24 protein-coding genes are annotated in these 24,370 nt (G+C 71.9%); 11 read left to right on the forward strand and 13 right to left on the reverse strand.

All coding sequences use genetic code 11. From position 1 onward, the window contains the following. The first annotated feature begins 22 nt into the window (after positions 1-22). Positions 23-2,281 carry a catalase gene (locus tag OQ02_RS18875; RefSeq protein WP_033439800.1) on the forward strand — a complete coding sequence of 753 codons (2,259 nt, stop codon included), beginning with the start codon at positions 23-25 and terminating at the stop codon, positions 2,279-2,281. Between the two features lie 138 nt (positions 2,282-2,419). After that, positions 2,420-2,602, forward strand: a complete 183-nt coding sequence (locus OQ02_RS18880; protein WP_156077136.1) for a hypothetical protein — start codon at positions 2,420-2,422, stop codon at positions 2,600-2,602. 10 nt (positions 2,603-2,612) lie between these two features. Here OQ02_RS18880 and OQ02_RS18885 read toward each other — a convergent pair whose 3' ends face one another. The 6 genes from OQ02_RS18885 to OQ02_RS18905 form a co-directional block, all read right to left on the reverse strand. After that, positions 2,613-4,598: a PQQ-dependent sugar dehydrogenase gene (locus tag OQ02_RS18885; RefSeq protein ID WP_231500105.1), complete on the reverse strand. Its 1,986-nt coding sequence runs from the start codon at positions 4,596-4,598 to the stop codon at positions 2,613-2,615. Between the two features lie 263 nt (positions 4,599-4,861). After that, positions 4,862-5,740 carry a bile acid:sodium symporter family protein gene (locus OQ02_RS18890; RefSeq protein WP_033439979.1) on the reverse strand — a complete coding sequence of 293 codons (879 nt, stop codon included), beginning with the start codon at positions 5,738-5,740 and terminating at the stop codon, positions 4,862-4,864. Positions 5,741-5,942: 202 nt separating this feature from the next. Continuing rightward, positions 5,943-6,068: a hypothetical protein gene (locus OQ02_RS46720; RefSeq protein WP_269321627.1), complete on the reverse strand. Its 126-nt coding sequence runs from the start codon at positions 6,066-6,068 to the stop codon at positions 5,943-5,945. Between the two features lie 37 nt (positions 6,069-6,105). Further along, complete coding sequence (locus OQ02_RS18895; RefSeq protein WP_033439980.1) at positions 6,106-7,506, reverse strand: pyridoxal phosphate-dependent decarboxylase family protein; 1,401 nt, start codon at positions 7,504-7,506, stop codon at positions 6,106-6,108. 5 nt (positions 7,507-7,511) lie between these two features. After that, complete coding sequence (locus OQ02_RS18900; protein WP_033439803.1) at positions 7,512-8,774, reverse strand: MFS transporter; 1,263 nt, start codon at positions 8,772-8,774, stop codon at positions 7,512-7,514. Between the two features lie 59 nt (positions 8,775-8,833). Then, a complete protein-coding gene (locus tag OQ02_RS18905) occupies positions 8,834-9,403 on the reverse strand; it encodes a TetR/AcrR family transcriptional regulator (RefSeq protein WP_051772511.1) in 570 nt (189 codons plus the stop codon). A gap of 126 nt (positions 9,404-9,529) precedes the next feature. On the opposite strand from OQ02_RS18905, the gene OQ02_RS18910 reads away from it, so the two are divergent. Beyond that, entirely contained in the window at positions 9,530-10,432 is a 903-nt protein-coding gene (locus OQ02_RS18910; protein ID WP_033439804.1) for an NmrA family NAD(P)-binding protein, read from the forward strand. A 57-nt stretch (positions 10,433-10,489) separates the two neighbouring features. On the opposite strand, the gene OQ02_RS18915 is transcribed toward OQ02_RS18910, so the two are convergent. From OQ02_RS18915 to OQ02_RS18935, 5 genes are read right to left on the reverse strand one after another with little or no spacing between them, the layout of a single operon-like run. Further along, positions 10,490-11,872 (reverse strand): cellulose binding domain-containing protein, encoded by a 1,383-nt coding sequence (locus tag OQ02_RS18915; protein WP_033439805.1) that lies wholly within the window; start codon positions 11,870-11,872, stop codon positions 10,490-10,492. Positions 11,873-11,887: 15 nt separating this feature from the next. Beyond that, positions 11,888-13,372, reverse strand: coding sequence for a beta-N-acetylhexosaminidase (locus tag OQ02_RS18920; protein ID WP_197043396.1), 1,485 nt, complete (start codon positions 13,370-13,372; stop codon positions 11,888-11,890). Positions 13,373-13,390: 18 nt separating this feature from the next. Further along, positions 13,391-14,212, reverse strand: coding sequence for a carbohydrate ABC transporter permease (locus OQ02_RS18925; RefSeq protein ID WP_033439806.1), 822 nt, complete (start codon positions 14,210-14,212; stop codon positions 13,391-13,393). Continuing rightward, entirely contained in the window at positions 14,209-15,162 is a 954-nt protein-coding gene (locus OQ02_RS18930; RefSeq protein ID WP_033439807.1) for a carbohydrate ABC transporter permease, read from the reverse strand. Before OQ02_RS18930 ends, OQ02_RS18925 begins: the two co-directional genes overlap by 4 nt. 2 nt (positions 15,163-15,164) lie before the next feature. Further along, the gene (locus OQ02_RS18935; protein WP_033439808.1) at positions 15,165-16,409 is read right to left on the reverse strand and encodes an extracellular solute-binding protein; all 1,245 of its coding nucleotides are present in this window, start codon (positions 16,407-16,409) and stop codon (positions 15,165-15,167) included. A gap of 181 nt (positions 16,410-16,590) precedes the next feature. Here OQ02_RS18935 and OQ02_RS18940 point away from each other — a divergent pair, with 181 nt between their 5' ends. Together OQ02_RS18940 and OQ02_RS18945 are read left to right on the forward strand one after the other, a co-directional pair. Then, a complete protein-coding gene (locus OQ02_RS18940; protein ID WP_033439809.1) occupies positions 16,591-17,403 on the forward strand; it encodes a GntR family transcriptional regulator in 813 nt (270 codons plus the stop codon). Between the two features lie 99 nt (positions 17,404-17,502). Next, entirely contained in the window at positions 17,503-17,910 is a 408-nt protein-coding gene (locus OQ02_RS18945) for a VOC family protein (RefSeq protein WP_033439810.1), read from the forward strand. A 19-nt stretch (positions 17,911-17,929) separates the two neighbouring features. Here OQ02_RS18945 and OQ02_RS18950 read toward each other — a convergent pair whose 3' ends face one another. Together OQ02_RS18950 and OQ02_RS18955 are read right to left on the reverse strand one after the other, a co-directional pair. Continuing rightward, positions 17,930-18,610: an ABC transporter ATP-binding protein gene (locus OQ02_RS18950; protein ID WP_033439811.1), complete on the reverse strand. Its 681-nt coding sequence runs from the start codon at positions 18,608-18,610 to the stop codon at positions 17,930-17,932. 31 nt (positions 18,611-18,641) lie between these two features. Continuing rightward, on the reverse strand, positions 18,642-19,733 hold the full coding sequence (locus OQ02_RS18955; protein WP_033439983.1) for an ABC transporter permease: 1,092 nt from the start codon (positions 19,731-19,733) through the stop codon (positions 18,642-18,644). Positions 19,734-19,916: 183 nt separating this feature from the next. On the opposite strand from OQ02_RS18955, the gene OQ02_RS18960 reads away from it, so the two are divergent. The 6 genes from OQ02_RS18960 to ccsB all read left to right on the forward strand — a co-directional run bounded on the left by OQ02_RS18960 (position 19,917) and on the right by ccsB (position 24,362). Further along, positions 19,917-21,122, forward strand: coding sequence for a sensor histidine kinase (locus OQ02_RS18960; protein ID WP_033439812.1), 1,206 nt, complete (start codon positions 19,917-19,919; stop codon positions 21,120-21,122). Positions 21,123-21,127: 5 nt separating this feature from the next. Further along, positions 21,128-21,754: a response regulator gene (locus OQ02_RS18965; protein ID WP_197043404.1), complete on the forward strand. Its 627-nt coding sequence runs from the start codon at positions 21,128-21,130 to the stop codon at positions 21,752-21,754. Positions 21,755-21,844: 90 nt separating this feature from the next. Further along, positions 21,845-22,162: a BlaI/MecI/CopY family transcriptional regulator gene (locus OQ02_RS18970; RefSeq protein WP_231500121.1), complete on the forward strand. Its 318-nt coding sequence runs from the start codon at positions 21,845-21,847 to the stop codon at positions 22,160-22,162. Beyond that, positions 22,159-23,040, forward strand: coding sequence for a M56 family metallopeptidase (locus OQ02_RS18975; RefSeq protein ID WP_033439814.1), 882 nt, complete (start codon positions 22,159-22,161; stop codon positions 23,038-23,040). The genes OQ02_RS18970 and OQ02_RS18975 overlap by 4 nt, the downstream gene beginning before the upstream one ends. A gap of 67 nt (positions 23,041-23,107) precedes the next feature. Beyond that, on the forward strand, positions 23,108-23,488 hold the full coding sequence (locus tag OQ02_RS18980; protein ID WP_033439815.1) for a hypothetical protein: 381 nt from the start codon (positions 23,108-23,110) through the stop codon (positions 23,486-23,488). Then, on the forward strand, positions 23,481-24,362 hold the full coding sequence (ccsB, locus tag OQ02_RS18985; RefSeq protein ID WP_033439816.1) for a c-type cytochrome biogenesis protein CcsB: 882 nt from the start codon (positions 23,481-23,483) through the stop codon (positions 24,360-24,362). Before OQ02_RS18980 ends, ccsB begins: the two co-directional genes overlap by 8 nt. The last annotated feature ends 8 nt before the right edge of the window (positions 24,363-24,370 follow it).

A 24,370-nucleotide genomic window follows, 5' to 3' on the forward strand; every position in this document is an offset into this window, starting at 1 on the left:
GACTGCCGACGAGGAGGCGCCCGTGGACCCGATCAAGCCCGCCAAGGTCGTGAAGGAAGCCCTGGAGAAGGCGGTCGAGAAGGTCGCCGACCTGGTCACGCCGCCTGCCCCGGGCAAACCCGCCGCCGCACCGCCACCGGTGGAACCGCCGAAACGGCCGCAGGGCCCGCTGCCCCGCAAACCCGACCAGGCGTCCCCGGCGACGCGGACCGCCACCGGCGCGGAAACCGGGGCCGCCGCGGACACCCGTGGCCAGCAGGCCGAATACCTCACCACCGCCCAGGGCGCACGCCTGTACGACACCGACCACTCGCTCAAAGCCGGTGAACGCGGCCCGACGCTGCTCCAGGACCACCACCTGCGGGAGAAGATCACCCACTTCGACCACGAAAGAATCCCCGAACGGGTGGTCCACGCGAGAGGTGCGGCGGCACACGGCGTGTTCGTCGGCTACGGCACCGCAACGCAGGTGTGCAAAGCGGGTTTCCTGGCCGAAGGCGTGTCCACCCCGGTCTTCACCCGGTTCTCCACGGTCGTGGGCTCGCGCGGTTCGGCGGACACGGTGCGCGACACCCGCGGTTTCGCCACGAAGTTCTACACCGCGGAGGGCACGTTCGACCTGGTGGGCAACAACATCCCGGTGTTCTTCATCCAGGACGGCATCAAGTTCCCCGACGTCATCCACGCCGTCAAACCGCACCCTGACCGCGAGATCCCGCAGGCGCAGAGCGCGCACGACACGTTCTGGGACTTCGTGTCCCTGCACACCGAAGCCACCCACCACCTGTTCTGGCACCTGTCCGACCGGGGCATCCCGCGCTCCTTCCGGATGATGGAGGGCTTCGGCGTCCACACGTTCCGCCTGGTCGACGCCGAGGGCGGCACCACGCTGGCCAAGTTCCACTGGAAGCCCAAGCTGGGCGTGCACTCCCTGGTGTGGGAGGAGGCGCAGCTCATCAACGGCATCGACCCGGACTTCCACCGCCGCGACCTGGCCGACGCCATCGAGTCCGGCGCGTTCCCGCAGTGGGAGCTGGGCATCCAGGTCTTCCCGGACACGCCGGAGCAGACGTTCGAGGGCGTCGACCTGCTCGACCCCACCAAGATCGTGCCCGAGGAGCTGGCGCCGGTGCAGCCGATCGGCATGCTCACGCTCAACCGCAACCCGACGAACTTCTTCGCCGAGACCGAGCAGGTCGCGTTCCACGTCGGCCACCTGCCGCCGGGCATCGACGTCACCGACGACCCGCTGCTGCACGCCCGCCTGTTCTCCTACCTCGACACCCAGATCACCCGATTGGGTGGACCGAACTTCGCGCAGATCCCGATCAACCGGCCGCACGCGCCGGTCAACGACATGCTGCGCGACGGGTTCCACCAGCACGCGGTGCAGAGTGGTGTCGCGCCGTACAAGCCGAACACGCTGGACGGCGGCTGCCCGTTCATGGCAGGTGCCGACGTCGGCGCGTACGTCGAGGTCGCCCAGCCGGTGGCCCAGTCGGTCAGGCGGCGCGAGGCTCCCGCGTCGTTCGCCGACCACTTCACCCAGCCTCGCCTGTTCTACCGCAGCCTGAGCCCCGTGGAGCGCGACCACGTGGTGCGGGCGTTCACGTTCGAGCTGGGCAAGTGCTACGAGCAGGCGATCCGGGAGCGCGCGCTGCGGGTGCTGGCCAACGTCGACGCCGAACTGTGCGCGCAGGTGGCCGCCGGTCTCGGCCTGCCCGCGCCGCGAGCCGCGGAACCGGTCGGCGAGGTGACGCCGAGCCCCGCCCTGTCGCAGATCGGGCAGGTGTGGCCGACCGACGGCCGGACCATCGGCATCGTGGTCGACGCGGAGAACCCGGCGAGCTTCGCCGGGCTGCACGAACTGCGCCAGGCGATCACCGCCGCCGGCATCACGCCGCTGGTCATCGCCGCCCGCGGCGGGCAGTTGGAGGACGGGCTGGAAGCGCAGCGGACGTTCTTCACCGCCCGCTCGGTCGAGTTCGACGCCCTGCTGCTGGCCGCCGCGCCGCCGCCCGCCCGGGACGCGCTGCCGAGCCGTGACGACAACGCCGCCGTCGACCCGCGCGTGGTGCTGATGATCGAGGAGTGCTACCGGCACGCCAAGGCGATCGGCGCGTGGGGTGACGGCCCGACCGCGCTGCTGGAGGCCCGGGTGCCGCCGGACGACCTCGGCGTCGTGGTCGGCGACACACCGGCCGGCGTGTTCCGGCAGGTCCGGGAACTCCTCGGCACCCACCGCGTGTGGGACAGGTTCCCCACCACGATCGCAAGGTGATCGTAAGGTCCCCACTGGTCCAAACGGATCGCCGGAGGCGGGGGACCGGCCAGAATGCAGCGGGTGAACGACCAGGCGCCGGCCGACGGGGACGCGGCCGGCGCCACCGTCCCGAGCCCTCTGCCGAGAAAGCCCATAGTGACCGCCATTCCCGGGGACCGCGACGCCTCGACCCTCGTGCTGATCTGCGACCACTGCGGTCGCACCTACCCGGACCCGAGTCCCGAGTGGGCGGGCCTGTGGCAGGCCGCCACCGCCGACGGCTGGGGCGGTCGGGGCAGACCCGTCGGACCGCACCGGTGCCAGGTGTGCGCCGCCTGAACCGCGAGCGTCAGCAGGCCGGGCACAGGCCGAAGGTCGCCCGGTACGCTTCCGGGTCCGGCGGGGCGACCACCTGGTGCGTCTGCGCCCCGCGGTCCGACCAGCCCAGGAACTCGAACGGCCGGCCGCGCTGATCCGTCTGCGGGCTGGGCGCGCTGACCGAGTTGGCCGACCCGACGATCACCGTGCGGCTGAACGGCGTGGTCGACGACGTGCTGCCCACGCTGAGCCGCAACCCGGCCGGGCTGGACGAGAAGGTCAGGTCCACCGTCAGCGGGTCGAGCCGCACCTTGGTGCTCGCCGCGCGGCCCGACGAGTCCGCGGCGGTCAGCGTCAGCTCCAGGTGCGACGGGTGCCCGTGGTCAGGCGCCACGAACGAGCCCGACGACACGCCCGGGTAGTTCTCCACCACGTGTTCGTGGCACGAGCCCTCGGTCGCGCAGTGCTGGATGCCCAGCCGCCAGCTCAGCGCGGACGCGGGCAGCGGACCGTCCTGCGGGTCGGTGGCGTGCCCGCTGAACGGCACCCGCTGGCCGACGACCCAGCGCAGCGCGGCCGTCGGGTCGTCGATCACCGGAACCGGGTCCTCCGCGACCTGTGTGCCGACGCGGGTCGAGGCCGCCGAGATCGAGCCACCGGACGCTGTGACGACGGCGGCCGGCGCGGCTCCGGCGTTGCCCTGGTAGCTCACCCGGCGCAGCTCGCCCGTGCTGAAGGCGAGGTAGAACAGGTCGCCGCCAGGTCCCATGACGACATGCACCGGAACATTCGCACCGGTCACGAAGGGCACCAGCTTGGCAGGGTCGGGCCGCCCGCCGGTGGTGCGCATCGCCCAGATGCAGCCGCGCGAGCTGTCCGCGAAGAACAACGCGCCCTCGTAAGCGGACGGGTAGTCGCTGGACGACTCGAACGCGATGCCGGAGATGGACGACCCGCCGGTGGGGCACGGATCGTTCGCCACGACCTTCGCCGAGTGGTCGTACGCGTAGTAGGGCGCGGTCTGACCGCCGCCGGCGTACAGCGATTCGCACAGGTTCAGACCGGCGTCGTCGTAGCCGCTCTGCGGAGCCGGTCCTTCGATGCAGGGCCAGCCGAAGTTCTCCGCGGTCGCGTCCCGCGTGTCGGCGATGCGGTCGATCTCCTCCCAGTTGGTCCAGCCGACGTCAGCCGCCCACAGCTCGGTGGTGTCCGGCCGGAACGCGAACCGGAACGGGTTGCGCATCCCGTACGCCGTCACCCGCCGTGCGTTGGCGTCGGTGCTAGCGGCGAACGGGTTGTCGGGCAGGCCCGCGCCGCTGTCCGGGTCGACGCGGATGATCGTGCCGTCGAGGGACGCCGGTTCACCGGCCGGGCGGCGGAGTGACTGTGACCGAAGAGCGCCGCCGCGCGCGGTGGGCGTGGTCAGCGACGTGCCGGGCGAGGGCGGGTCCGCGCACGGGTTCCCCACTTGGCCGTAGTCGGCGAAGTTGTAGCTCGCGCCGTCACCGCCGCTGGCGTAGAGCGCTCCGTCCGGCCCGAACGAGAGGGCGCCCGCGGAGTGGCTGGGGAACTGCTGGCACCAGTCGGTGATCAGCGGCTGCTCGGCCGTGGCCGTGCCGCCCCCGCCCATGGTCAGCTTGGAGAGCCGGCTGGTGACCACGCAGCCCTGGTCGGTCGCGCCTGGTGGGGTCGGGCACGTGTCACCCCATCGGGGCGCTGTACCGCCGGGCACGGCGTCGTGCGTGTAGTGGGCGTAGACGTACGGGCGGGCCGGGAAGCGCGGGTCCACCGCCAAGCCCAGCAGGCCGCGGTCCCAGAAGTCGTGGGTCTGCGTGCGCAGGTCGGCGAACACGGTGGCGGTGGGGTCGGCGAGGGAGTCGAACACCTTGACGATGCCGCTCTTCTCGGCGATGAACACCCGGCCGTCCGGTGCGAACGCCGTCGCGGTGGGGCTGCTGAGGCCGCCGATCGCGAGGGCGTCCCTGAACCCGATCGGCACCGCTGTCGGGAGCGGCACGCCTGCCGGGTGTGGCAAGGCGGTCGGTAGTGGCACTGCGGTCGGGACTGGCACGGCGGTCGCGGTAGGCGTGAGCGCCACCATTGAGGAGGCAACCACGAGGGCCGCGGCGGCCATGCGTCCGGATCGGTGGGGAAGTGGTTCCCGTCGGAATGGTCGCATGGTCCGGTCTGCTCTCTTCGTGACACTTTCGTGTTAGCACGTAAGGATTACGCAGGGTGCATGCCCGGATAATTTTCCCACCTGAGGTCGACTACGGCGACTCAGCCGGTCACGGTGTCCTGCTCGGCTTTCACCCGGGTGAGGAGGTACCCGGCCACGGCGGCGAGCGGGAACATCACCACTCCGTACACGGCCGCGGGCACGGCGAGCTGCTCGCTGCCCAGCACGGTCACCGCGACCGTGATCGCCAACGTGCTGTTGTGGATGCCGACCTCGAACGCCGAGGCGATCGCCTGCCGCCGGCCGACCTTCGCCAGCCGGGGGATCAGGTAGCCCGCCGTCAGGCTGCACGCGCAGAACAGCACCGTCACCAGCCCGATGTCGGCGAGGTAGCCGCCGATGTTCTCCCGTTCGGCGATGATCGTGCCCGCGATGACGGCCACCAGCACCACCGCCGAGAAGATCCGCACCGGCTTGTCCGCCCGGTCCGCGAACGCGGTCGACCAGCGGCGCACCAGCATGCCCAGCACCACCGGCACCAGCACGATCGCGAACACCTGCGCGACCTTGCCGAACTCCAACCCCACCGCGCCCTCGGCCGCCGGCTCGAAGTGGGTCAGCGCGAAGTTGACCACCAGCGGCAGCGTCGCCACCGCGAGCACCGAGTTCACCGCGGTCAGCGTGATGTTCAGCGCGACGTCACCGCGGAACAGGTGGCTGAACAGGTTCGCCGTGGTCCCGCCGGGCGACGCGGCAAGCAGCATCATGCCGACGGCCAGCACCGGGTTCAGGCCCAGCAGCACGACCAGCCCGAAGCACACCACCGGCAGCAGGACGAGCTGCGTCGCCAGTGCGACCGCCACCGCTCGTGGCTCCCGTGCGATCCGGGCGAAGTCGGCGACCGTCAACGACAGCCCGAGCCCGAACATGACCACGGCCAGCGCGACCGGCAGGCCGACGCTCGTCAGGGCGGAGTCCACGGCGACCACCTGCGTTTCTGCGTCGAGCCCGGCATCGGGAGGAGCCGCATCGTCCCCCGGAACGGGGCGGAATGGGAGGGCCGACACCGGTTCGATGGCATTCGGTGATCAAAGGCCGCGCCCGCGTCCGCGCGCCGTCCGCGTTCTGAGCGTTGAATTCGGGGTACGCGAACGTAGGACACGGTGGTTCTGAACGTAGGACTCACGCGTTCTGAACGTAGGACTCACGGGGGTTGTCGACGTAGTCGCCGTCCGCGCGCACTGCCGCGTCCACCGCCTCGGACTTGCGCCCGTTCAGCGCCGTCTTCCCGCTCAGATCGAGGTGCATGCCGACGATGGTCACGTAGCCGTCACGCCCCCGCCGGTCACGAGTACAGCGACCCCAGGAACTCCACCAGCAGCCGCTCCCGCAGCGCCGGACGCGCCGCGGCGAGCAGGGTGTTCACCGTCGCCATCCGTACGGGCAGGCCGGCGTCGCCGGTCATCCCCGCCGCCGCGAGCAACCCGCCGAACTCCTCCGGGGTGAGCGAGTCGGGCTCCAACCCGCCGATGAACTCCAGGACCTCCGGCGCCACCGCGACCGGTCCGGCCGCCACCGCGGCCTTCACCGACGCCCGCAGGTCGGCCAACAACTCCGCCTCGTGGCCGGAGTTCGCCGCCGTCACGGTCAGGTGCAGGTTCGCGGGGGAGGAGCGGTAGGCGAACTGCGGTTGCACGTACCAGTTCCGCGCCTTCATCTCGTCGGCGACGGTGAACACGTCGAAGTCGTCCTGCGACGCCGCCACCGCCAGCAAGGTCGACGAAGGCGTGCCCAGCACCCGCAACCCGTCGATCTCCGCGATGCCGTCGCGCAAGACCCGCGTGCTCTCCAACGCCCGCAACGCCAACGACCGGTACCCGTCGTCGCCGATGTGCCGCAGCACCGCCCAGGCCGCCGCCAACGGTCCACCTGATCGAGTGGACTGGGTGGTCGAGTTCACCATCGTGTAACCGGGCCACGCGGCCGACGCGAAGTACTGCGACCGGCGCAGGTCGGCCGACGCGTGCAGCAGCACCGACGTCCCCTTGGGGCAGTACGCGTACTTGTGCAGGTCCACGGAGATGCTGGTGACGCCCGGCACCGAGAAGTCGAACGACGGAACGTCGGACGCGTGCGGCAACACCCACCCGCCGATGCACGCGTCGACGTGGAAACGCACTCCGCGTGCCGCCGCAGCAGCAGCGATGTCCGCGATCGGATCGACCACGCCGTGCGCGTACGACGGTGCGCTGGCCACCACCAGGACCGTGGACGAGTCGATCGCCGCCGCCATCGCCGCCGGATCGGCCCGGAACGTCATTGGGTCCACCGGCACGGCCACCACCCGCACCCCGAAGTAGTGCCCCGCCTTGTGGAACGCCGCGTGCGCGGTCTCCGGCACGACAATCGAGGGCCGTTCGACGTCCGGTCGCGCGTCCCGTGCCGCGACCACCGCGAGCAGGCATGACTCGGTCCCGCCGGACGTGACCGCGCCGACTGTCCCGTCGCCGCCGCCCAACAGCCGGGCGGCCGTGCGCACCACGTCGTTCTCCAGCGCCAGCAGGCTCGGGAACGCGGTCGGGTCGAGGCCGTTCACCGACGCTGCCAGCGCGTGCGCGGACGCGGCCAGCTCGTCCAGCCCCGGCAGCGCGCTGTCGTACACGTAAGCCAGCGTCCGACCGCCGTGCGTGGGCAGGTCACCGGCGCGCAACGCGCGCAGTTCGGCCAGGACGCCTTCGGCGGACACGTCGGTCACCGGGTCTCCTCACGCAGCAGGGGAAGGGCCGCCAACGCCAGCACGGCCGGGATGACGGTGAAACCGAGCAGCGCGGCCGTCACCGCGCCGGAGGACTGCACGGCCGAGCCGTCGGTGCTCGCGACGTACCCGCCCAAGGCCAGGACCAGCCCGTACACGCCCGGACCGAGCGCCAGCCCCAACGTCTCGCCGGCCGTCCACACGCCGGAGAACAGACCCGCTCGCGCCGCGCCGGTCCGCCGCTCCTCCGCGGTGATTACGTCCGGCAGCATGGCCAGCGGGAACACCTGCATCCCCGCGTAGCCCACGCCGATCACCGCCATCAACACCAGGACCGCCGCCACGGGCAGCACCCGTGACGCGGTCAGCCCGGCCACCGCGACCGCGAACAGCACTGAAGCCGCCACCAGCCCGGCCCGCTTGCCGTGCCGACGGCCGACCCGTTGCCACAACGGCATGACCAGCAGCGCGGGACCGACGAACCCGGCGAACAGCGCGGTCTGCAACCCCTGCTCGCCCAGCACCAGCCGGGCGAAGTAGTCGACGCCCGCCAACATCGTGCCCAGCCCCACGGCCTGCACGACGAACACGATCAGCAGCAGCCGGAAGGCCCGCGACCCGCGAACCGCCGCCGACAGCTCGCCGACACCGGCCGCCGCCGCCACCCGGCGTGACGCGGGCACACCGCGCGTGCCCGCGAACGTCGCCAGCGTGCCGACGACCATCAGCGCCGCGACCGCCACACCCATCCCCGGGTACCCGACCAGGTCCCGCACCGCCGGCGCGCCCGCACCGCTGACCAGGATCGCCAACGCCAGGAACGCCATCCGCCACGCCATCAGCCGGGTGCGCTCGTCGTAGTCGTCGGTGATCTCCGCGGCCATCGCCACGTAGGGCACCTGGAAGAACGCGTACGCCGTCGCGCAGGCCAGGAACACCAGCGCCACGTACACCGCCGCGCCGGCTCCGGTGAACGGCCCGGCGAACAGCAGCGCGAACAGGATCGAGGTGGCGAGCCCGCCCCACAGCAGGAACGGCCGCCGCACGCCGGCCCGGTCGCTGATCCGACCGGCCACCGGGTTGAACACCACGTCCCACGCCTTCGGTGCGAGGACCAGCAGTCCGGCGACGGCGGCGGGCACGGCCAGGCTGTCGGTCAGGTACGGCAGCAGGAGCAGTCCGGGCACCGTGCCGAACGCGCCCGTCACGAAGGACCCGGTCGCGTACCCGACCCGAACACCGCCCGTGATCCGCCGCATAGGCGGAAGAGTTTCGCATTTCGCCCCCCGCCTGCGCGAGGGCCACTTCGGACTCCCGGTCAGTGGGCGGCGGTGCCGGTCAGCTCGGCGACCAGCGCGACACCGACCTCGCCCGCCCGCTCACCGCCCGGATGCGCCGCCGTCGCGTACATCCCCTCGATGACGAGCCAGATCCGCTCGGCCAGCAGTTCCGGCTCCGGGTGGCCGGTCTGCCGGGTCAGGTCACCGATGTGCGCGCGCACGTCCGCCAAGTGGTCTGCGGCGAACCGGCCCACCTCGTGGTCCGGGAACTCGGTGAAGCAGTTGCGGAACGCGCAACCCCGGTAGTCGACCTCGCCGACCTGGCCGGCGGCCAACCGCGTGATCGCCACCAGCTGCGCCGCCGGGTCACCGACGAGCGGCGCGGTCACCTGCTCGACCTGCTCCGACCAGAGCGCGCGAATCCGGGCGAGGTGGGCGACGACGAGCGCGTCCTTGCTCGGGAACTCCCGGTACAGCAGGTTCTTCCCGCAGCCGCACTCGTCGACGATCCGCTGCATCCCCACCGCGCGCACCCCGTGCTCGGTGAAGAGCCGGGCCGCCGTGTCGAGGATGCGGTCCCGGGTGCCGGGTGCCGGTTGGCGTGCCATCACCCGGGCAGCGTAGCGGACCAATCGGTCCGTCTGCCTTGACGTGACCGCGCCACCCCAGGCAAGATCGGCGGACCGATCGGTCCGGGACTGATTGGTCCGCTAACGAAGAGGGGGAACGGACGAATGTCGGCACCAAGCGTGCTCGTGCTCGGCGCGACCGGCAGGACCGGCGGCGCCGTGGTGGACCAGCTGCTGGACGCGCACCGCGGCGGCGAACTGAGGCTGATCGCCGCGGTCCGCCGACCCGAGGCCGCGGCGGCGTTCGCGGAACGGGGGATCGAGACGCGCCACATCGACCTGGACTCGGCCGAGCGGCACGGGCTGGGCCACATCGTGACGGCTCTGCGGGACGTGCGACGCGTCTTCCTCGCCTCCGGCTATGACGTGCGGATGCTGAGCCAGGCGAAGGCCGCGATCGACGCGGCCCGGCTCGCGGGCGTCGACCACGTCGTGCACCTCGGGGTGCACGCCGCACCGGACACCACGGTCGTCCACTACGGCTGGCACCAGCTGGTCGAGGCGTACCTGGCGCAGTCCGGGCTCGGGCGCACGAACCTCCACCCGACCGCGTTCATGCAGAACCTGCTGATGCCGGTGATGAGCGACCCGCAGTCGGCCGTGCTCACCCACTACATCGGCGACGCGCCGACCAGTTGGGTGGACACCGACGACATCGCGGCGGTCGCGGCCACCGTCCTGCGGTCGCCGGAGCAGCACGACGGGCAGAGCTACGGCCTGGGCGCCGAGGTCGCCACGATCGGCGGTATCGCGGACGTGCTCACGGACCTGACCGGACGGGCGTGGCGGTACGAGCCGAAGGAGCCGGGGGAGTTCCTGGCGGCGGTGACGGCGGCGGGCGCGGACCCGGTCTACATGGACTGCGTGCGCAACGTCTTCGAACGGACCGGCGAGGGTTCGCTGCCGGAGGCGGCGGCCACGTTCGACACGGTCGAGCGGATCACCGGTCGGCCGGCCACCTCGCTGCGGGCGTTCCTGCACCGCCACCGCGGGCACTTCACGGCCTGATCGCGAAGGAACCGCTGCGGCGTCGACCGACTCTTCGACGCCGCAGCGGTTCGAGAACTAGCTCGCGGGCACCGTGTCGACGTGGTCGACGCCGGACGTGCGGTAGCCGCTCACCCGGGACTGCACCTGGGCCGGGCTGAGCACCTGGTCCTTGGCGAAGTACACGTAGTCCACGTGCTGCTGGTACGCGCGGTCGCCGGGCGTGCCGACCAGCCCGCCCGAGATGAACCACAGGTTGAAGTTGAGCGACATCGGCGTCTCCGGGTAGTACTTGTCACCGTGGTCGGCCACCTGCGCGCCGTCCACGAAGTACTTCACCCGTCCACCGGACACCTGGATCACCAGGTCGTGCCACCCGGCGTAGCTCTGCCGCTGCTCGGTGTGGATGTTGTCGGCGATCCACGGCTCGTTCTGGTACGTCTCCCAGGTCGTCTCGTACAGGATGTTGGCGGGCTCGCCCCACCCGCCGTTGGGCAGGTACTCGAAGTCCAGCTCGCCGTAGTTCGGGTCCATGTTGCTGTTGAGCGGTGTGATGGTGAAGAACGTCTGCACCACGTGGTCGCCGTCGGGCCCGAAGACCGGCGCGTCGGAGAACTTCACCCGCGCCGCGTACGTGCCCTCGAAGAACTTCCGCTGGTGGTACAGCTCGGTCTGCCGCGCGGACGACCCGTTGTTGGAGGACTCCAGCCGCATCGACTTCTGGCCGTCCACGGTCGGGAACGTCACCAGCGCCGGGTCCCACACCGCGCCCGGCACGCCGGGTCCACCGCCGCCCGAGCGGACGGTCCACCCGCGTTGCGAGATGCGTGAGTCACCGGAGCTCGCGTAGTTGAAGTCGTCGAACAACGCCGGGCCGTTCGGGTTCGGCGGGTTCGTCGTGGTGGTGGTCGTGGTCGGGCTGGTGCCGCCGGGCGGTGTGCCCCAGAGCAGGGCGCCCGCCCGGTGCACGGTCACCCGCGACCACGCCGAGTAGGTGGTGGCCGCGCGGAACGAGTAGTCGTCGGACTGGGTGATCGGCCCCCAGTTCGACCGGTAGAACCGCAGTTGCAGGTCACCGGTGTCGGCGCCGGGCCCGAGCGAGCCCGCGCCCGAGGTGAACCCGACCTCCAGGTACCGGTCGGCCGGACCGCCGGTGAGGGTGCCGAACGTGCCGGTGACGTTGCCGCAGCCGCGCACCGCCCACGAGCACGCGAAGCGGTAGCCGGCGTCGGGCGCGTCGCTCTTGAAGTAGTAGCGGACCTTCAGCTCGGTCAGCGGCACGGTCGTGCCGCCGGAGTTGACCAGCTTGAACCACGGTTCGACCTGGTCGGTCGTCGCACCGGACGCGCTGGTCCGGTACTGGGCGGTGACCACGTCGGCGGCGAACGCCATCGGTGCGGCCACCAGCGCGGCGACGGACACCGCTGCGGCTCCGATCGCCGCGATCATGCGTGCGGACACTGTGTTCTCCTCAAGTCAGCAGGGTGGGACAGGGGAGCGGGCGTCGTCCTCCTTTCGCGGCAAGGGCACGGACAGCGCGCTCAGGCGGCCGGTGTGCGCGCGCATCCGTTCGGTGAAGTCGGTCCAGGAGGGGTGCTCGGCCCACAGCCGGTCGGCCAACGCGGCCAGCCGCGGGTAGGCGAGCCGTTCCAGGTGCTGCGCGGTCGGCACGTACTCCGTCCACAACGAGCACTGCGCGCCGAGCACCCCGGCCGGCAGCGGCAGCTCGTAGACGTCCCGCGCGGTCACCACCAGGCCGGGCTGCCCGGCGGGCTCGTCGGGGTCGTCGGACTGCGGGTAGTCCAGGTAGGTCGAGCGGTGCGGCGCCATCACCACGTCGTGCCCGAGGTCCAGCGCCGACCGCGCGTCCGCCGCGTCGCGCCACGGCATCACCACCGCGCGCGGGTCGCCGATCGGCTCCCACGACACCGGCACCCGTCCGTGCCCGACGACGTGGTCGGCCATCGCGCGCAGGAACCAGCCGTGCAGGTCGTGCGGCCCGGTCAGCCCCTCGCGGCGGGCCCGCCGCAGCGCGCCGGGGCTGGACTCCCACTCCGCGGTGGGGCACTCGTCGCCGCCCAGGTGCACGTGCGGTCCGGGGAACACGTCCACCACCTCGTCCAGCACGTCACGGCAGAACTCCAGCACGGCGTCGTCCACGCCGAACACCGCGTCGCTGATGCCCCACCGGGTCCACACCGGCAGCCGGCGCCGGGGGAAGTTGCCCAGGTGCGGGTAGGCGGCCAGGGCTGCGCGGGCGTGTCCGGGCATCTCGATCTCCGGCACGATCCGGACACCGCGCTCGTCGGCGTAGGACACCAGCCCGGCCAGCTCCGCGCGGGTGTACGCACCGCCGTGCGGCACGCCGTCGCCCATCGTCTCGGCACGCCACCCGCCGACCGACGTCAGCAGCGGGTGGCCCGGCACCGGCATCCGCCAGCCCTGGTCGTCGGTCAGGTGCAGGTGCAGGACGTTCAGCTTGTGCACGGCCATCAGGTCGACGAACCGGCGCAGCACCGCGACCGGCTGGAAGTGCCGCGCGACGTCCAGGAGCACACCGCGCCACGGGAACTGCGGTGCGTCGCGGACGTCCACGCCGGGCAGTGACCAGTCCACACCGGACACCGGCCGCGATCCCAGGGCCATCGGCGACAGGAGTTGCCGGATGGTCTGCACGCCGTGCGCCAACCCATGCCGGGTAGCGGCTCGCAGCACGACGGCGTGCTCGTTCACGGTCAGCGCGTAGCCCTCGTCGCCGAGCCCGACCAGCCGTTCGTCCAGTGCGAACACCACACGTCCGTCTTCGTGCAGCGGCAGCGGCAACCCGGTGGCCGGCCGCAGCAGCGCGCGCAGCAGCCGCGCCGCGCCCTGGGCGCCGGGCGTGGCCCGGATCGCCGTGTCGCGGTCGAACGCGAACCGGCCGTGCCTGCGGATCAGCCGAGTCGGCCGTGGAACGATCACCAGTACCCCCGATGCCTCTCAGCCCTTGACCGCGCCGCCGACGATCCCGGTGGTGACCCGGCCCTGGAGCACGAGGAACACCACCAGCACGGGCAGCATGAACAGCGTCGAGGCGGCCATGGTCGCGCCCCAGTCGGTGCCGAACGTGTTGCTGAACGAGGACAGCCACACCGGCAGCGTGCGGTCGTCCTGGTTCTTGATGATCAGCACGTTGGCGAAGGCGAACTCGTTCCACGCGGTGATGAACCCGAACAGCGAGGTCGCCAGCAGGCCCGGCGCGAGCAGCGGGAACACCACCCGCCGGAACGCCTGCGCCCGCGAGCACCCGTCCACCAGCGCGGCCTCCTCGATGTCGACCGGCACGGCGGCGAGGAAACCGCGCAGCGTCACGACGGTGAACGGCAGCGTGATCATGAAGTAGACCAGCGTGAGCATCCAGAGCGTGTCGAGCATCCCGGTGTCCCGCGCGATCACGTAGATCGGGATGAGCAGCGCCTCCCAGGGCGTCATCTGCGCCACGAACACCATCAGGATGAACCCGCGCCGCCCCTTCCACCGCAGCCGCGCCACCGCGAACGCCGCCAGCAGCGCGACCAGCAACGCCAACAGCACCGAGCCGCCCGCGACCACGATGCTGTTGCGCCAGAACGACCAGAACCCCTGCGCCGACACCGCCGTGCCGAAGTGCTCGAACGTCAGCGACAGCGGGAGGAACGTCGGCGTCTCGGCCTGGATGTCGCGCGTCGGCTTGAACGCGGTCAGCACCATCCAGTACACCGGGAACACCGACACCACGAACACGACGACCGCCGCGACACCGCGCAGCACCCGGCCGGTCACGAGACCTCCTCCTGCCGGTACATCTGGCGGAAGTACGCCAACAGCGCCAGCACGAGCAGCAGCACCATGAGCATCGACACCGCCGCGCCCAGGTCGTAGCGCTGCAACGACTGCGCGACCTGGAACGCGTACACCGGCAACGTCGTGGTGGCCTGCCCCGGCCCGCCCTGGGAGACGACCCAGATCTGCACGAAGCACTTGGCCACCCAGATCACCTCCAGGCAGGTGATCAACCCGAACATGGACCGCAGGATCGGGAACGTGATGGACGCGAACACCCGCCACGCGCCCGCGCCGTCGATCCGCGCCGCCTCGTACAGCTCGGACGGGACCGTCACCATGGCCGCGTACAGCGACAGCGCCGCGAACGGCACGGACTGCCACACGATCAACGTGACCAGGATGGCGAAGGTGGCCGGACCGTCGGCGAACCACGTGTAGCCGCGGTAGTCCTCGAACCCGAGCGACACCAGCGCCCAGTTGACCACCCCGAGCCGGGACTGGAACAGCCACTGGAACACCGTGGTCGCCGCGATCACCGGCGTGGCCCACACCAGCACGAGCCCGGACATCACCAGCAGTCGCGTCCACCGGCCGAGCCGCACGAGCAGCAACGCGACCAGCGTGGACAGCACCATGATCAGCACGACGTTGACGGCGGCGAACACCAGAGTCCGCCGCACCACCGCCCAGAACTCCGGATCGCCCAGCACCCGCGCGTAGTTGGCCAAGCCGACGAACCGCGCGTCGCCGCGCACCAGCTGCGGCAGGCCGAACTCCTGCACGGACATGACGACGTTGCGCGCCAACGGGTACAGCAGGAGGAACGCCGTCGCCAGCACCGTCGGCGCGATCAGCAGGTAGGGCCACCACGAGGTGCGTCGTCGGCGCGGTGGGGGAGGGGTCGGCGGCGGGCGGTGCCGCACCGCCCGCGACAGCGTCGTCGACATCGCTACGCGCCCGAGTTGAGCGCCTGGGTGATCACCTTGTCCGCCTCGGCCGCGGCCGTCGCGGGATCGGCGCCGGTCAGCACCGACGTCAGGAACTCCTTGATCGGGTTGCGCGCCTCGACCGCCGCCCACTTCGGCGAGTTCGGCGTGGCGTGCCCGTTGACCGCGCCCGCCGCCATGGCCGCCGCGCCGGGGTCGTCGCCGACCGCGCTCGCCAGCGACGTCCGGTTCGGCACGTAGTTCATCGCCTTGGCCAGCTCGACCTGCCACTTCTCCCCGGCCAACGCCTTGACCACGGCGTACGCGCCGTCCTGGCGGGTGGAGGCGAGCGGGATGATCAGGTCGGAGCCGCCGGTGAACACCGCGCCCGGCGTGGCCGCGGTCTTGCCCGGGATGGGGAAGAACCCCAACTTGTCGGCCAGTTCCGGGTTGGCCTTGGCGACCAGCTTCGCCGCGCCCGGCACCGCGATGAACTGCGCGACCTCGCCGCCCGCGACCACGTCCGTCTGCTGCGGCTTCGCCTCGTCGGAGTCCTTGGGGCCGTCACCCAGCGCCTGGAGCCGCTGGTAGAAGTCCGCGCCCGCCAACGCTTCCGGCGTGTTCAACGAGCCGGACCACTTCTCGCCGTCCTGCCGGGCGAGGTCGCCGCCCTCGTCCCAGACGAACCCCGACAGCACGTACCAGTTCTGGCCGGGCAGGTAGATGCCCTGCGTGTCGCCCTCGTCCAGCTTGTCGGTGGCGGCCAGCCACTCGTCCCGCGTCTTCGGCGGTGTCACGCCGGCCGCCTCGAACAGGTCCTTGCGGTAGATGACGACCCGGTTGGCCGCGTAGAAGGGGATGCCGAACTGCTTGCCGCCCACCGCGCCCGGCTCGGCGAGGCCGGGGACCCAGTCGTCACCGCCCAGCTCGCCGACCTTGCCGGACAGGTCGGTGACGCCGTCGCTGGCCGCGTACTGGGCGACCTGCGTGTTGCCGACCTCGATCACGTCCGGCGGATCGGTGCTGGCCAGCGCACTGGTCACCTTCTGCGTGATGCCGTTCCACTCCTGGATCTGGATCTTCAGGTCGAGTTCCGGGTGGTCGCGCTCGAACTCGGACTCGAAGCGGCTGACGAAGTCGTCGGTGGCCGAGTCCTTCATCAGCCAGACGGTGATGTCCTGCCGGCCGCCCGACGCGCCCGGGTCGGAACCGCAGGCGGACAGGACGAGCAACGACGCGAGGACCAAGGCGACGGGGCGGTTCGGCACGTCTCACCTCTCAGCTGACCAATTGGTAAACCCAGGTGGAGCCTGTCCGAAGATGGCATAGACCAATGTGGCAGTCAACACCCAGTTCACAGCCATGAGAGCGCTCTCGATCTTCGAGGAAGTCGACCTGACCAGTGGTCTGACATACTGACCGGCGACCGGCAAGACGAAGCGAGGCGGCATGGCCGAACCGATCCTCAAACGCGAACGGGTGCGCGACTACCTGCTCGAACTCATCGAGACGCAGCCGCCCGGCGCGCTCATCCCGGCCGAGCGGACGCTGTGCCGGCAGCTCGCCGTCTCCCGGCCGACGCTGCGCTCGGCGGTCGACGAACTGGTCAACACCGGCCTGCTGATCCGCCAGCACGGCCGCGGCACGTTCGTCGCGCCCGCCAAGATCACCCAGGAGCTGGTGTCCGGCGACCGCGCGATGACGGTGCCTCAGGCGGACGGCGCGTGGACCAGCCGGGTGTTGGAGCACGCCCGCATCCCGGCCGGCGCGCGGGTCGGCCGCAGGCTGCGCGTGTCACCGGCGGCCGAGATCACCTACATCGCCCGGCTGCGCCTGGTCGACGGCGCGCCGATGGCGATCGAGTACCTGCACGTCCCGGTCGCCGTCGCACCCGGCCTCACCGTCGAGGACATGGAGTCGGGCAACTTCTACGACCGGCTCGCGGACCACGGCGTGCACGTCAGCGACGCGGTGCAGTCCATCGAGCCGACCGTCACCAACGACGCCGAGTCCACGCTGCTCGGCGTGCCGGTGTTCGCGCCCGCGCTGCTGTTCGAGCGGTTGACCAACGACACCACCGGCCGCCCGGTCGAGTACGTGCACTCGCTGTACCGGGGCGACCGCTACCGGATCGTGTCCCGGCTGTCGCTCGCGCCGACCGCGCCCGCGCCCGGAGCGCGGGCCGGCCACCACCCCGGCATCCCGCCCGGCGACCTGTCCTCCGGCACGGTCCGCTCGGCCACCACGGGCGACGTCCAGTGACGGGCCGCCGCCCGTGCCGGCACGCGGGCGTGGTCGCCCTGCGGCGCCGTGCGTCTGCTGCCACGATGGGCGCGCCGACCCGACCCCGAGGAGGACCAGGTGACCTCGCGACTCAACCCGTACATCAGCTTCGCGGGAAACGCCCGTGAGGCGATGGAGTTCTACGAATCGGTCTTCGGCGGGAACCTCGTGCTGAACACGTTCGGCGAGTACGGCGCGGGTGACGCGCCCGAGGCGCAGAAGATCATGCACGGCATGCTCGAAGCGCCGAACGGCTACACCCTGATGGGCGCCGACACCCCGCCCGGCATGCCGCACAACCCCGGCGACAACATCACCATCAGCCTCAGCGGCGACGACGCGGACGAGCTGCGCGGCTACTGGGAGAAGCTGTGCGACGGCGGCACCGTCGCCATGCCGCTGGAGAAGCAGGTCTGGGGCGACGAGTTCGGCGCCTGCCAGGACAAGTTCGGCATCGCCTGGATGGTCAACATCAGCGGTACCTGACCCGGAGCGCGCGGGCGCCTCAGCGGCCGACCGATGCGGTCAGCCGCCCGTCCACGATCTCGGCGACGTCGTCCACGTCGTCGAGGTGCGCCCGGTCGTGCGTGACCAGCACCGTCGCGGTACCGCGGCGGCGGGTGAGCGTGGTCAGCAGTTCGATCACCGCCGTGCCACGCTCCTGGTCGAGGGCGCTCGTGGGTTCGTCCACCAGCAGCACGGCCGGGTCGTTCATCAGCGCCCGCGCGATGTTGAGCCGCTGCCGCTGACCGCCGGAGCACTGGTGGGGCCGGCGGCCGGCCAGCTCGGCCAGCCCGACGGAGGCGAGCAGTTCGCGGGCGAGCCTGCGCGCCGTGCGCGGTGACCGGCCGTCGAGGTGCGCCATCACCTCCAGCTGCTCGGACGCGGTGAGCGAGGAGATCAGGTTGGGCTGCTGGAAGACGATGCCGATCTTCTTCCGCCGCAGCGTCGTCATCTGCGCGCGGCTCATCCCCGTCACGGTCGTGCCGTCGACGACGACCTCGCCGGAGTCGGGCGTGACCAGGGCGGCGGCGACCGCGAGCAGGCTCGACTTGCCGGAACCGGACGGCCCGACGAGGGCGGTGACGGTGCCGGCGGGCACGTGGAGGTCGGCGTGGTCGACGGCGGTGAGCCGGGTGTCGCCGTCGGGGTAGGTGAGGACGATGTCGGTCAGTCGAAGGCTCATGTGCGCAATCCCGGAGTGAGTGGTCGTGAGGTCAGCGGGTGGACAGGGCGGAGAGCGGGTCGACCGCGGTGATGCGCCGCACCGCCAGCGCCGCGCCCGCCGCGCCGAGGGCGATCGTCACCAGGGCCGGCACGAGCACCGTGGACGTGTCGAGCACGAACGGCACGGCGTCCGCGGCGGCGGCGCCGACGGCCGCGGCGAGTCCGGCCCCGATAGCCGTGCCGCCGGTCAGCAGCACCAGGGCTTGGCCGAGCGCGTCGCGCATCAGGTAGGCCGTGGTGGCGCCGAGCGCCTTGAGCACCGCGATGTCACCGGAGCGCTGGACGGTCCACACGGTGAAGAACGCGCCGATGACGAGCGCCGAGATCGCGAACAGGAACCCGCGCATCAGCTCCAGCGAGCCGTTCTCGGAGGTGAACGAGCCGATGGCGGGCAACGCGTCGGCGAGGTCGACGGTCTTGGTGCGCAGCCCGGCGTCCGCCGCGGCGACGTCGACACCCTCGTCGTCGGAGGTGCTCAGCGCGATCACCGTGGCGTGCTCGACGTCGCCGGCACCGCCGCCGGGCACGAGGCGCTGCCAGTCGTCCAGGCTGGTCCACACCACGGGGGTGTGGCTGTAGGCGGCGTCGCCGGAGACCGCCGCCACCGTCAGCCGGACGTCGGCGAGGGTGAGGGTGTCGCCCGGCTCGACCCGCAGGTCCTCTGCGGCGCCGATGGACAGCACGACCTGCCCCGTCGCGAGCTTCCCGCTCTCCGGGGCCAGGGGGGAGCCGGACCGCACGCCGAAGGCCGAGACCGCGGCGGTGTCGCCCTCGCCGCTGGTGGCCCGGGTGGTGGTGACGCCGAGCGGCTCGGCGGCGGTGACACCGGGCACCCGAGCCCACTCCCGCCACTGCGCCGCGTCCACGACGGAGTCCGTGAACGACGGTGACCGCCCCTCGACCGGCGCGGCGAAGGCCAGCCGGTCGGCCGGCAGCCCGGTGATGGCCGACGTGCTGTCCCGGGCCAGGCCCGCGGTGAGGCCGGACAGCAGCCCGACCAACAGCGTCATCAGCACCACGACGGTTCCCATCAGGGCGAATCGGCCCTTGGCGAACCGGAGATCCCTCCACGCGACGAACACGGTGTCGGCCTGCCATTCCTCGGACGTCCGGCCGGGACCTCTTCCCGGCGCGATCTCCACTCTGGACGGACGCACGGGCCGGGTCATCGCACCGGAGAGCGCTTCGGCGGAGTCGAAGTGCGGAGCCGGAGTCAACCTTTCGATTGATGCCACCGCCGTCACGGTCGGTAACCTGGAGCCGTTGTGGAACCGCACACCTTGACCTGGCCGCCGCGTGTGCTGCGCGTGTGCCTGCACCTGCTGATCGCGGCCCTGCTGGTGCCGGCCGCGGTGCGCGCGGTCGCCTCCGGGCTGCCGCGAGCCGGTGGGGTCGTCGCCGTCGCCGTGCTGCTGGCCGCCGTCTACGCGGCCGGTGTGGTGCTACCCGCCGTGGCACGGTCGACGAAGGCCGCCGCGGTGTGGCTGGCGCTGCTGACCGGCGTGTGGCTGGTGCTGCTGGCGTTGACGCCGGACGGGATCTGGGTCGCGTTCCCCCTGTTCTTCCTCCAGCTGCACCTGCTGCCGACCAGGTGGGGCCTCCCGGCGGTCGGGGTCACCACGGTGCTCGCCGTCGCCGGTTTCGCCTGGCACCAGCACGCCCTCACGGTCGCGGCCGTCATCGGACCGGCACTGGGCGCCGCGGTGGCAGTCGCGACCGTGCTCGGCTACCAGGCGCTGTACGCCGAGAGCGAGCAGCGGCGTCGGCTGATCGAGCAGCTCACCGTGGTCCGGGCCGATCTGGCCGAGGCCGAGCACTCGGCCGGGGTGCTCGCCGAGCGGGAACGCCTGGCGCGCGAGATCCACGACACCCTGGCCCAGGGGCTGTCCAGCATCCAGTTGTTGCTGCGTGCCGCGGAGCGGGCATTGCCCGGACGTGCCGAGACGGCGGCCGGCCACGTCCGGCGCGCGCGGGAGGAGACCCAGCGCAACCTCGCCGAAGCCCGCCGGTTCGTGCACGCGCTGACCCCGCCGGACCTCGACCGCGGATCGTTGCCCGCGGCGTTGGAACGGCTGTGCGCCACCACCGCGGACACCTCCGGGTTGGCGGTCCACTTCCACCTCGACGGAGAGCAGGAGGCGTTGCCGGTGCCCGACGAGGTGGCGTTGCTGCGGATCGCGCAGTCGGCGCTGGCCAACACCGTCCAGCACGCCCACGCGACCCGGGCAGAGGTCACGCTGTCCTACATGGACACCGGTGTGGCGCTGGACGTCGTGGACGACGGGATCGGCTTCGACCCGGCCGCGCTCCCGCCCGCCGGCGGTGTCGGTGGCGGGTTCGGGCTGGCGGCGATGCGCGCGCGGGTGCGGGCGCTCGGCGGCACGCTCAGCGTGGAGTCCGCGCCGGGCGGCGGCACCGCCGTGGCGGCCGGGTTCGACCACGTCGAGCGGAACGGTCCAGCCCCGACATGACCACGATGATCCGACTGCTGCTCGCGGACGACCACCCGGTCGTCCGCGCCGGGCTGCGCGCGGTGCTGGACACCGAAGCGGACTTCGCGGTGGTCGCCGAGGCGGCCACCGCCGAACAGGCCGTGCGGCTCGCGGCCGAACTCGACGTCGACGTGGTGTTGATGGACCTCCAGTTCGGTCCCGGGATGCACGGCGTCGAGGCCACGGCGGCGATCACGGCCGCGCCGGACCCGCCGAGGGTCCTCGTGCTCACCACCTACGGGACCGACGCCGACATCGTCGCCGCGATCGAGGCGGGTGCCACCGGCTACCTGCTCAAGGACGCCGCGCCGGAGGAGTTGGCCGCGGCCGTCCGCACCGCGGCGGCGGGTGGGGCCGCGCTGGCGCCGGGGGTCGCCCACCGCCTGATGGACCGGATGCGCACACCGGGCTCGACGCTGTCGGCCCGGGAGATCGAGGTGCTCGGCCTGGTCGCGGACGGTCTGTCGAACGCCGAGATCGCGAGCCGGCTCTTCCTCAGCCAGGCCACCGTCAAGTCCCACCTGGTGCACGTCTACGGCAAGCTCGGGGTCGACTCCCGCACCGCCGCGGTCGCGACCGCGCACGACCGGGGGCTGCTCCGCCGACGGTAGTGCGCGCCCCGGTGCGCCGCACTCGTACCATCGGCATGTGACGGGCGGAACGTGGTGGTGAACCGGTTGGGCGAGTTGGAACGCGCCGCGATGGACGTCCTGTGGGACAGGGGAGAGCCGGTCGCGGTGCGCGAGGTCGTCCGCGCGCTGGCCGACCGCGACCTCGCCTACACGACCGTGATGACCGTGCTGAACCGGTTGGCGAAGAAGGGTTTCGTCCGGCGTGAGGCGGGGGAGGGCCGCGCCTGGTACTACGCGCCGGTGGCCAGCCGCGAGGAGTACGTCGCCCGGCTGATGCTGGACGCGCTGTCGTTGACCGGCGACCGGGAGACGGCCCTGGCGCACTTCGCGCAGTCGGTGACCGAACCCGAGGCGGAGGCGTTGAGCCAGGCGCTGGACGAACGGTGAACGCCGCGCTGCACGTCGCGGGGACGCTGGCGCTGTGCACGGTGGTCGCGGGCCCACTGGCCGGTGCGCGGTGGGTGTGGCGCGCACCGCGCACCGGCATCCTGCTGTGGCAGATGCTCGGCCTGACGTGGGTGATGTCCGTGGTCGGCCTGCTGCTCGCGCTCGGCCTCGCCCCCTACGACGCCCCGATCCCGGTCGCCCTCGGCCGGTGGGCGGCCGACGCGGTGCGCGGTGACGTGACGCCGCTCGCCGTGTTGGTGGTGCTGGGTCTGCTGTCGGCGTTGGACCTGGTGATCGGCCTGCTGTGGACGTGGTGGTCGGTGTTGCGGGTGCGGCGGCGGCACCGCGACGTGCTGGCGCTCGTGGCCCGCCGTGACGACGCCGCGCCCGGCGCGCTCGTGCTGGACCACCCGCACGTGGTCGCGTACTGCGTGCCCGGCGCGCGGTCGGCCGTCGTGCTGAGCTCGGGCGCGCTGTCCGCGTTGGCCAAGGACGAGTTGGACGCCGTGCTGGGGCACGAGCACGCGCACGGCCGGGAGCGCCACGACCTGGTGCTGCTGCCGTTCAGCGCGCTGTGCGCGGTGCTGCCGAGGGTGCGCCTGGTGCGGTCGGCCGCGCAGGCGGTGGCGTTGCTGGTGGAGATGCGGGCGGACGAGAGCGCGAGCCTGCGTCACGGCGCCCTGCCGTTGGCGGCGGCGCTGCGCAGGTTCGGCGCGGTCCGGCCGCCCGAGGGCGCACTGGGTGCTGCGGACATAGCGGTCGAGGCGCGGTTGGACCGGCTGGCGGGCCTGCCGCCGCTGCCCCCGGTGCTGCGGTGGTCCGTGCTGGTCGCGGGGCTGGTGCTCGTGTCGACCCCGGTGAGCTTCCTGGTCTTCTGACCCCTCCGGATCATCTACTACAACGTGTAGTGCTACGTTCTGTAGTAGTCATTTCCGGAGGGTTTCGATGATCCAAGTCCTGGCGACCGCGTTGACGGTCGTCGCGCTCGTCGCCGCTGCCTGGGCGCTCGGGTTGGCCGTGCTCGACCGCCCGATCACGTTGCGCACCAAGCCGACGCTGGGGCTCGCCTCCGTCGTCGTGCTGCTGGAGGTCGGGCTCCTGGCGCAGGCCGTGGCCGGCGTCGTCGCGGTGCTCGGCGCGGACCGCGCCCTGGACCGGGCCACGTTCGTCGGCTACCTGCTCGGCGCGGCGGTCGTGCTGCCGCTGGGCGCGGTGTGGTCGGTGGCCGAACGGTCCCGGTGGGGCGCCGGCGTGCTGACCGTGACCTGCCTCAGCGTGCCGGTGATGATCCTGCGGCTGAACCAGCTGTGGACCGGCCATGGGTGACCGGCTCGGTGTGCCCGCGCTGCTCAGCGACTGGCTGTTCACCAGCGCGTTCGGCGTCTACATGCTCGCCGCCCTGCTGTGCTCCGCCGAGTACGCGCTCACGCGCCACGCGGCGAACCCGCACGCCTTCGCGGTGCGGGTGGGGCGGTCCGGTGTCGCGCTGACCGTCCTGGGTGGACTGCTGCACCTGGGGTCGGCGGTGCTGCGCGGTGTCGCGACTGGCAGGGTGCCGTGGGGCAACATGTACGAGTACCTGTCCGCGGTCGGCCTGATCGCCGTCGGCGTGTGGCTGTACCTGGTGTTCCGGCACGACATGCGCCGGATGTCGGTCTTCGTGCTGCTGCCGGTGGCGTTGCTGCTGTTCCTTGCCGGCAACCGGCTCTACGCCGAAGCCGCTCCGCTCGTGCCGGCGCTGCGCTCGTACTGGATCGTCATCCACGTCGCCGCGGCGATCATGGCCAGCGGCGTGTTCCTGCTGTCCGGTGTCGTCAGCGCGCTGCACCTGATCAGCTCGGGGGAGTTCACCCGGAAGAAGGACAAGCCGGTCCGGCGCCTGCCGCCCGCCGAGGACCTGGACCGGATCGCCTACCGGACCGGCACGGTCGGGTTCCTCACCCTGACGTTCGCCATCATCACGGGCGCGGTGTGGGCGGAGGAGGCGTGGGGCCGGTTCTGGGGCTGGGATCCGAAGGAGACGGTCGCGTTCGCGTCGTGGGTCTGCTACGCCGCCTACCTGCACGCCCGCGCGACGGCGGGCTGGCGGGGACGGCGCTCGGCGTGGATCAACGTGATCGGCCTGGTGGTCGTGCTGTTCAACCTGTTCTTCGTCAACCTCGTCGCGGTCGGCCTGCACTCGTACGCCGGAGTCGAGTGACGGGGTCG

The organism is Saccharothrix sp. NRRL B-16314 (genome assembly GCF_000716595.1).
Classification (GTDB): Bacteria; Actinomycetota; Actinomycetes; order Mycobacteriales; family Pseudonocardiaceae; genus Actinosynnema.

Coding starts and splice junctions, on each gene's coding strand:
- OQ02_RS46720 (WP_269321627.1), bottom strand. CDS start 6,068: ATGCACCTCGATCTGAGCGGGAAGACGGCGCTGAACGGGCGCAAGTCC.
- OQ02_RS18900 (WP_033439803.1), bottom strand. CDS start 8,774: ATGCGGCGGATCACGGGCGGTGTTCGGGTCGGGTACGCGACCGGGTCC.
- OQ02_RS18905 (WP_051772511.1), bottom strand. CDS start 9,403: ATGGCACGCCAACCGGCACCCGGCACCCGGGACCGCATCCTCGACACG.
- OQ02_RS18910 (WP_033439804.1), top strand. CDS start 9,530: ATGTCGGCACCAAGCGTGCTCGTGCTCGGCGCGACCGGCAGGACCGGC.
- OQ02_RS18930 (WP_033439807.1), bottom strand. CDS start 15,162: ATGTCGACGACGCTGTCGCGGGCGGTGCGGCACCGCCCGCCGCCGACC.
- OQ02_RS18940 (WP_033439809.1), top strand. CDS start 16,591: ATGGCCGAACCGATCCTCAAACGCGAACGGGTGCGCGACTACCTGCTC.
- OQ02_RS18950 (WP_033439811.1), bottom strand. CDS start 18,610: ATGAGCCTTCGACTGACCGACATCGTCCTCACCTACCCCGACGGCGAC.
- OQ02_RS18965 (WP_197043404.1), top strand. CDS start 21,128: ATGATCCGACTGCTGCTCGCGGACGACCACCCGGTCGTCCGCGCCGGG.
- OQ02_RS18970 (WP_231500121.1), top strand. CDS start 21,845: ATGGACGTCCTGTGGGACAGGGGAGAGCCGGTCGCGGTGCGCGAGGTC.
- OQ02_RS18980 (WP_033439815.1), top strand. CDS start 23,108: ATGATCCAAGTCCTGGCGACCGCGTTGACGGTCGTCGCGCTCGTCGCC.
- ccsB (WP_033439816.1), top strand. CDS start 23,481: ATGGGTGACCGGCTCGGTGTGCCCGCGCTGCTCAGCGACTGGCTGTTC.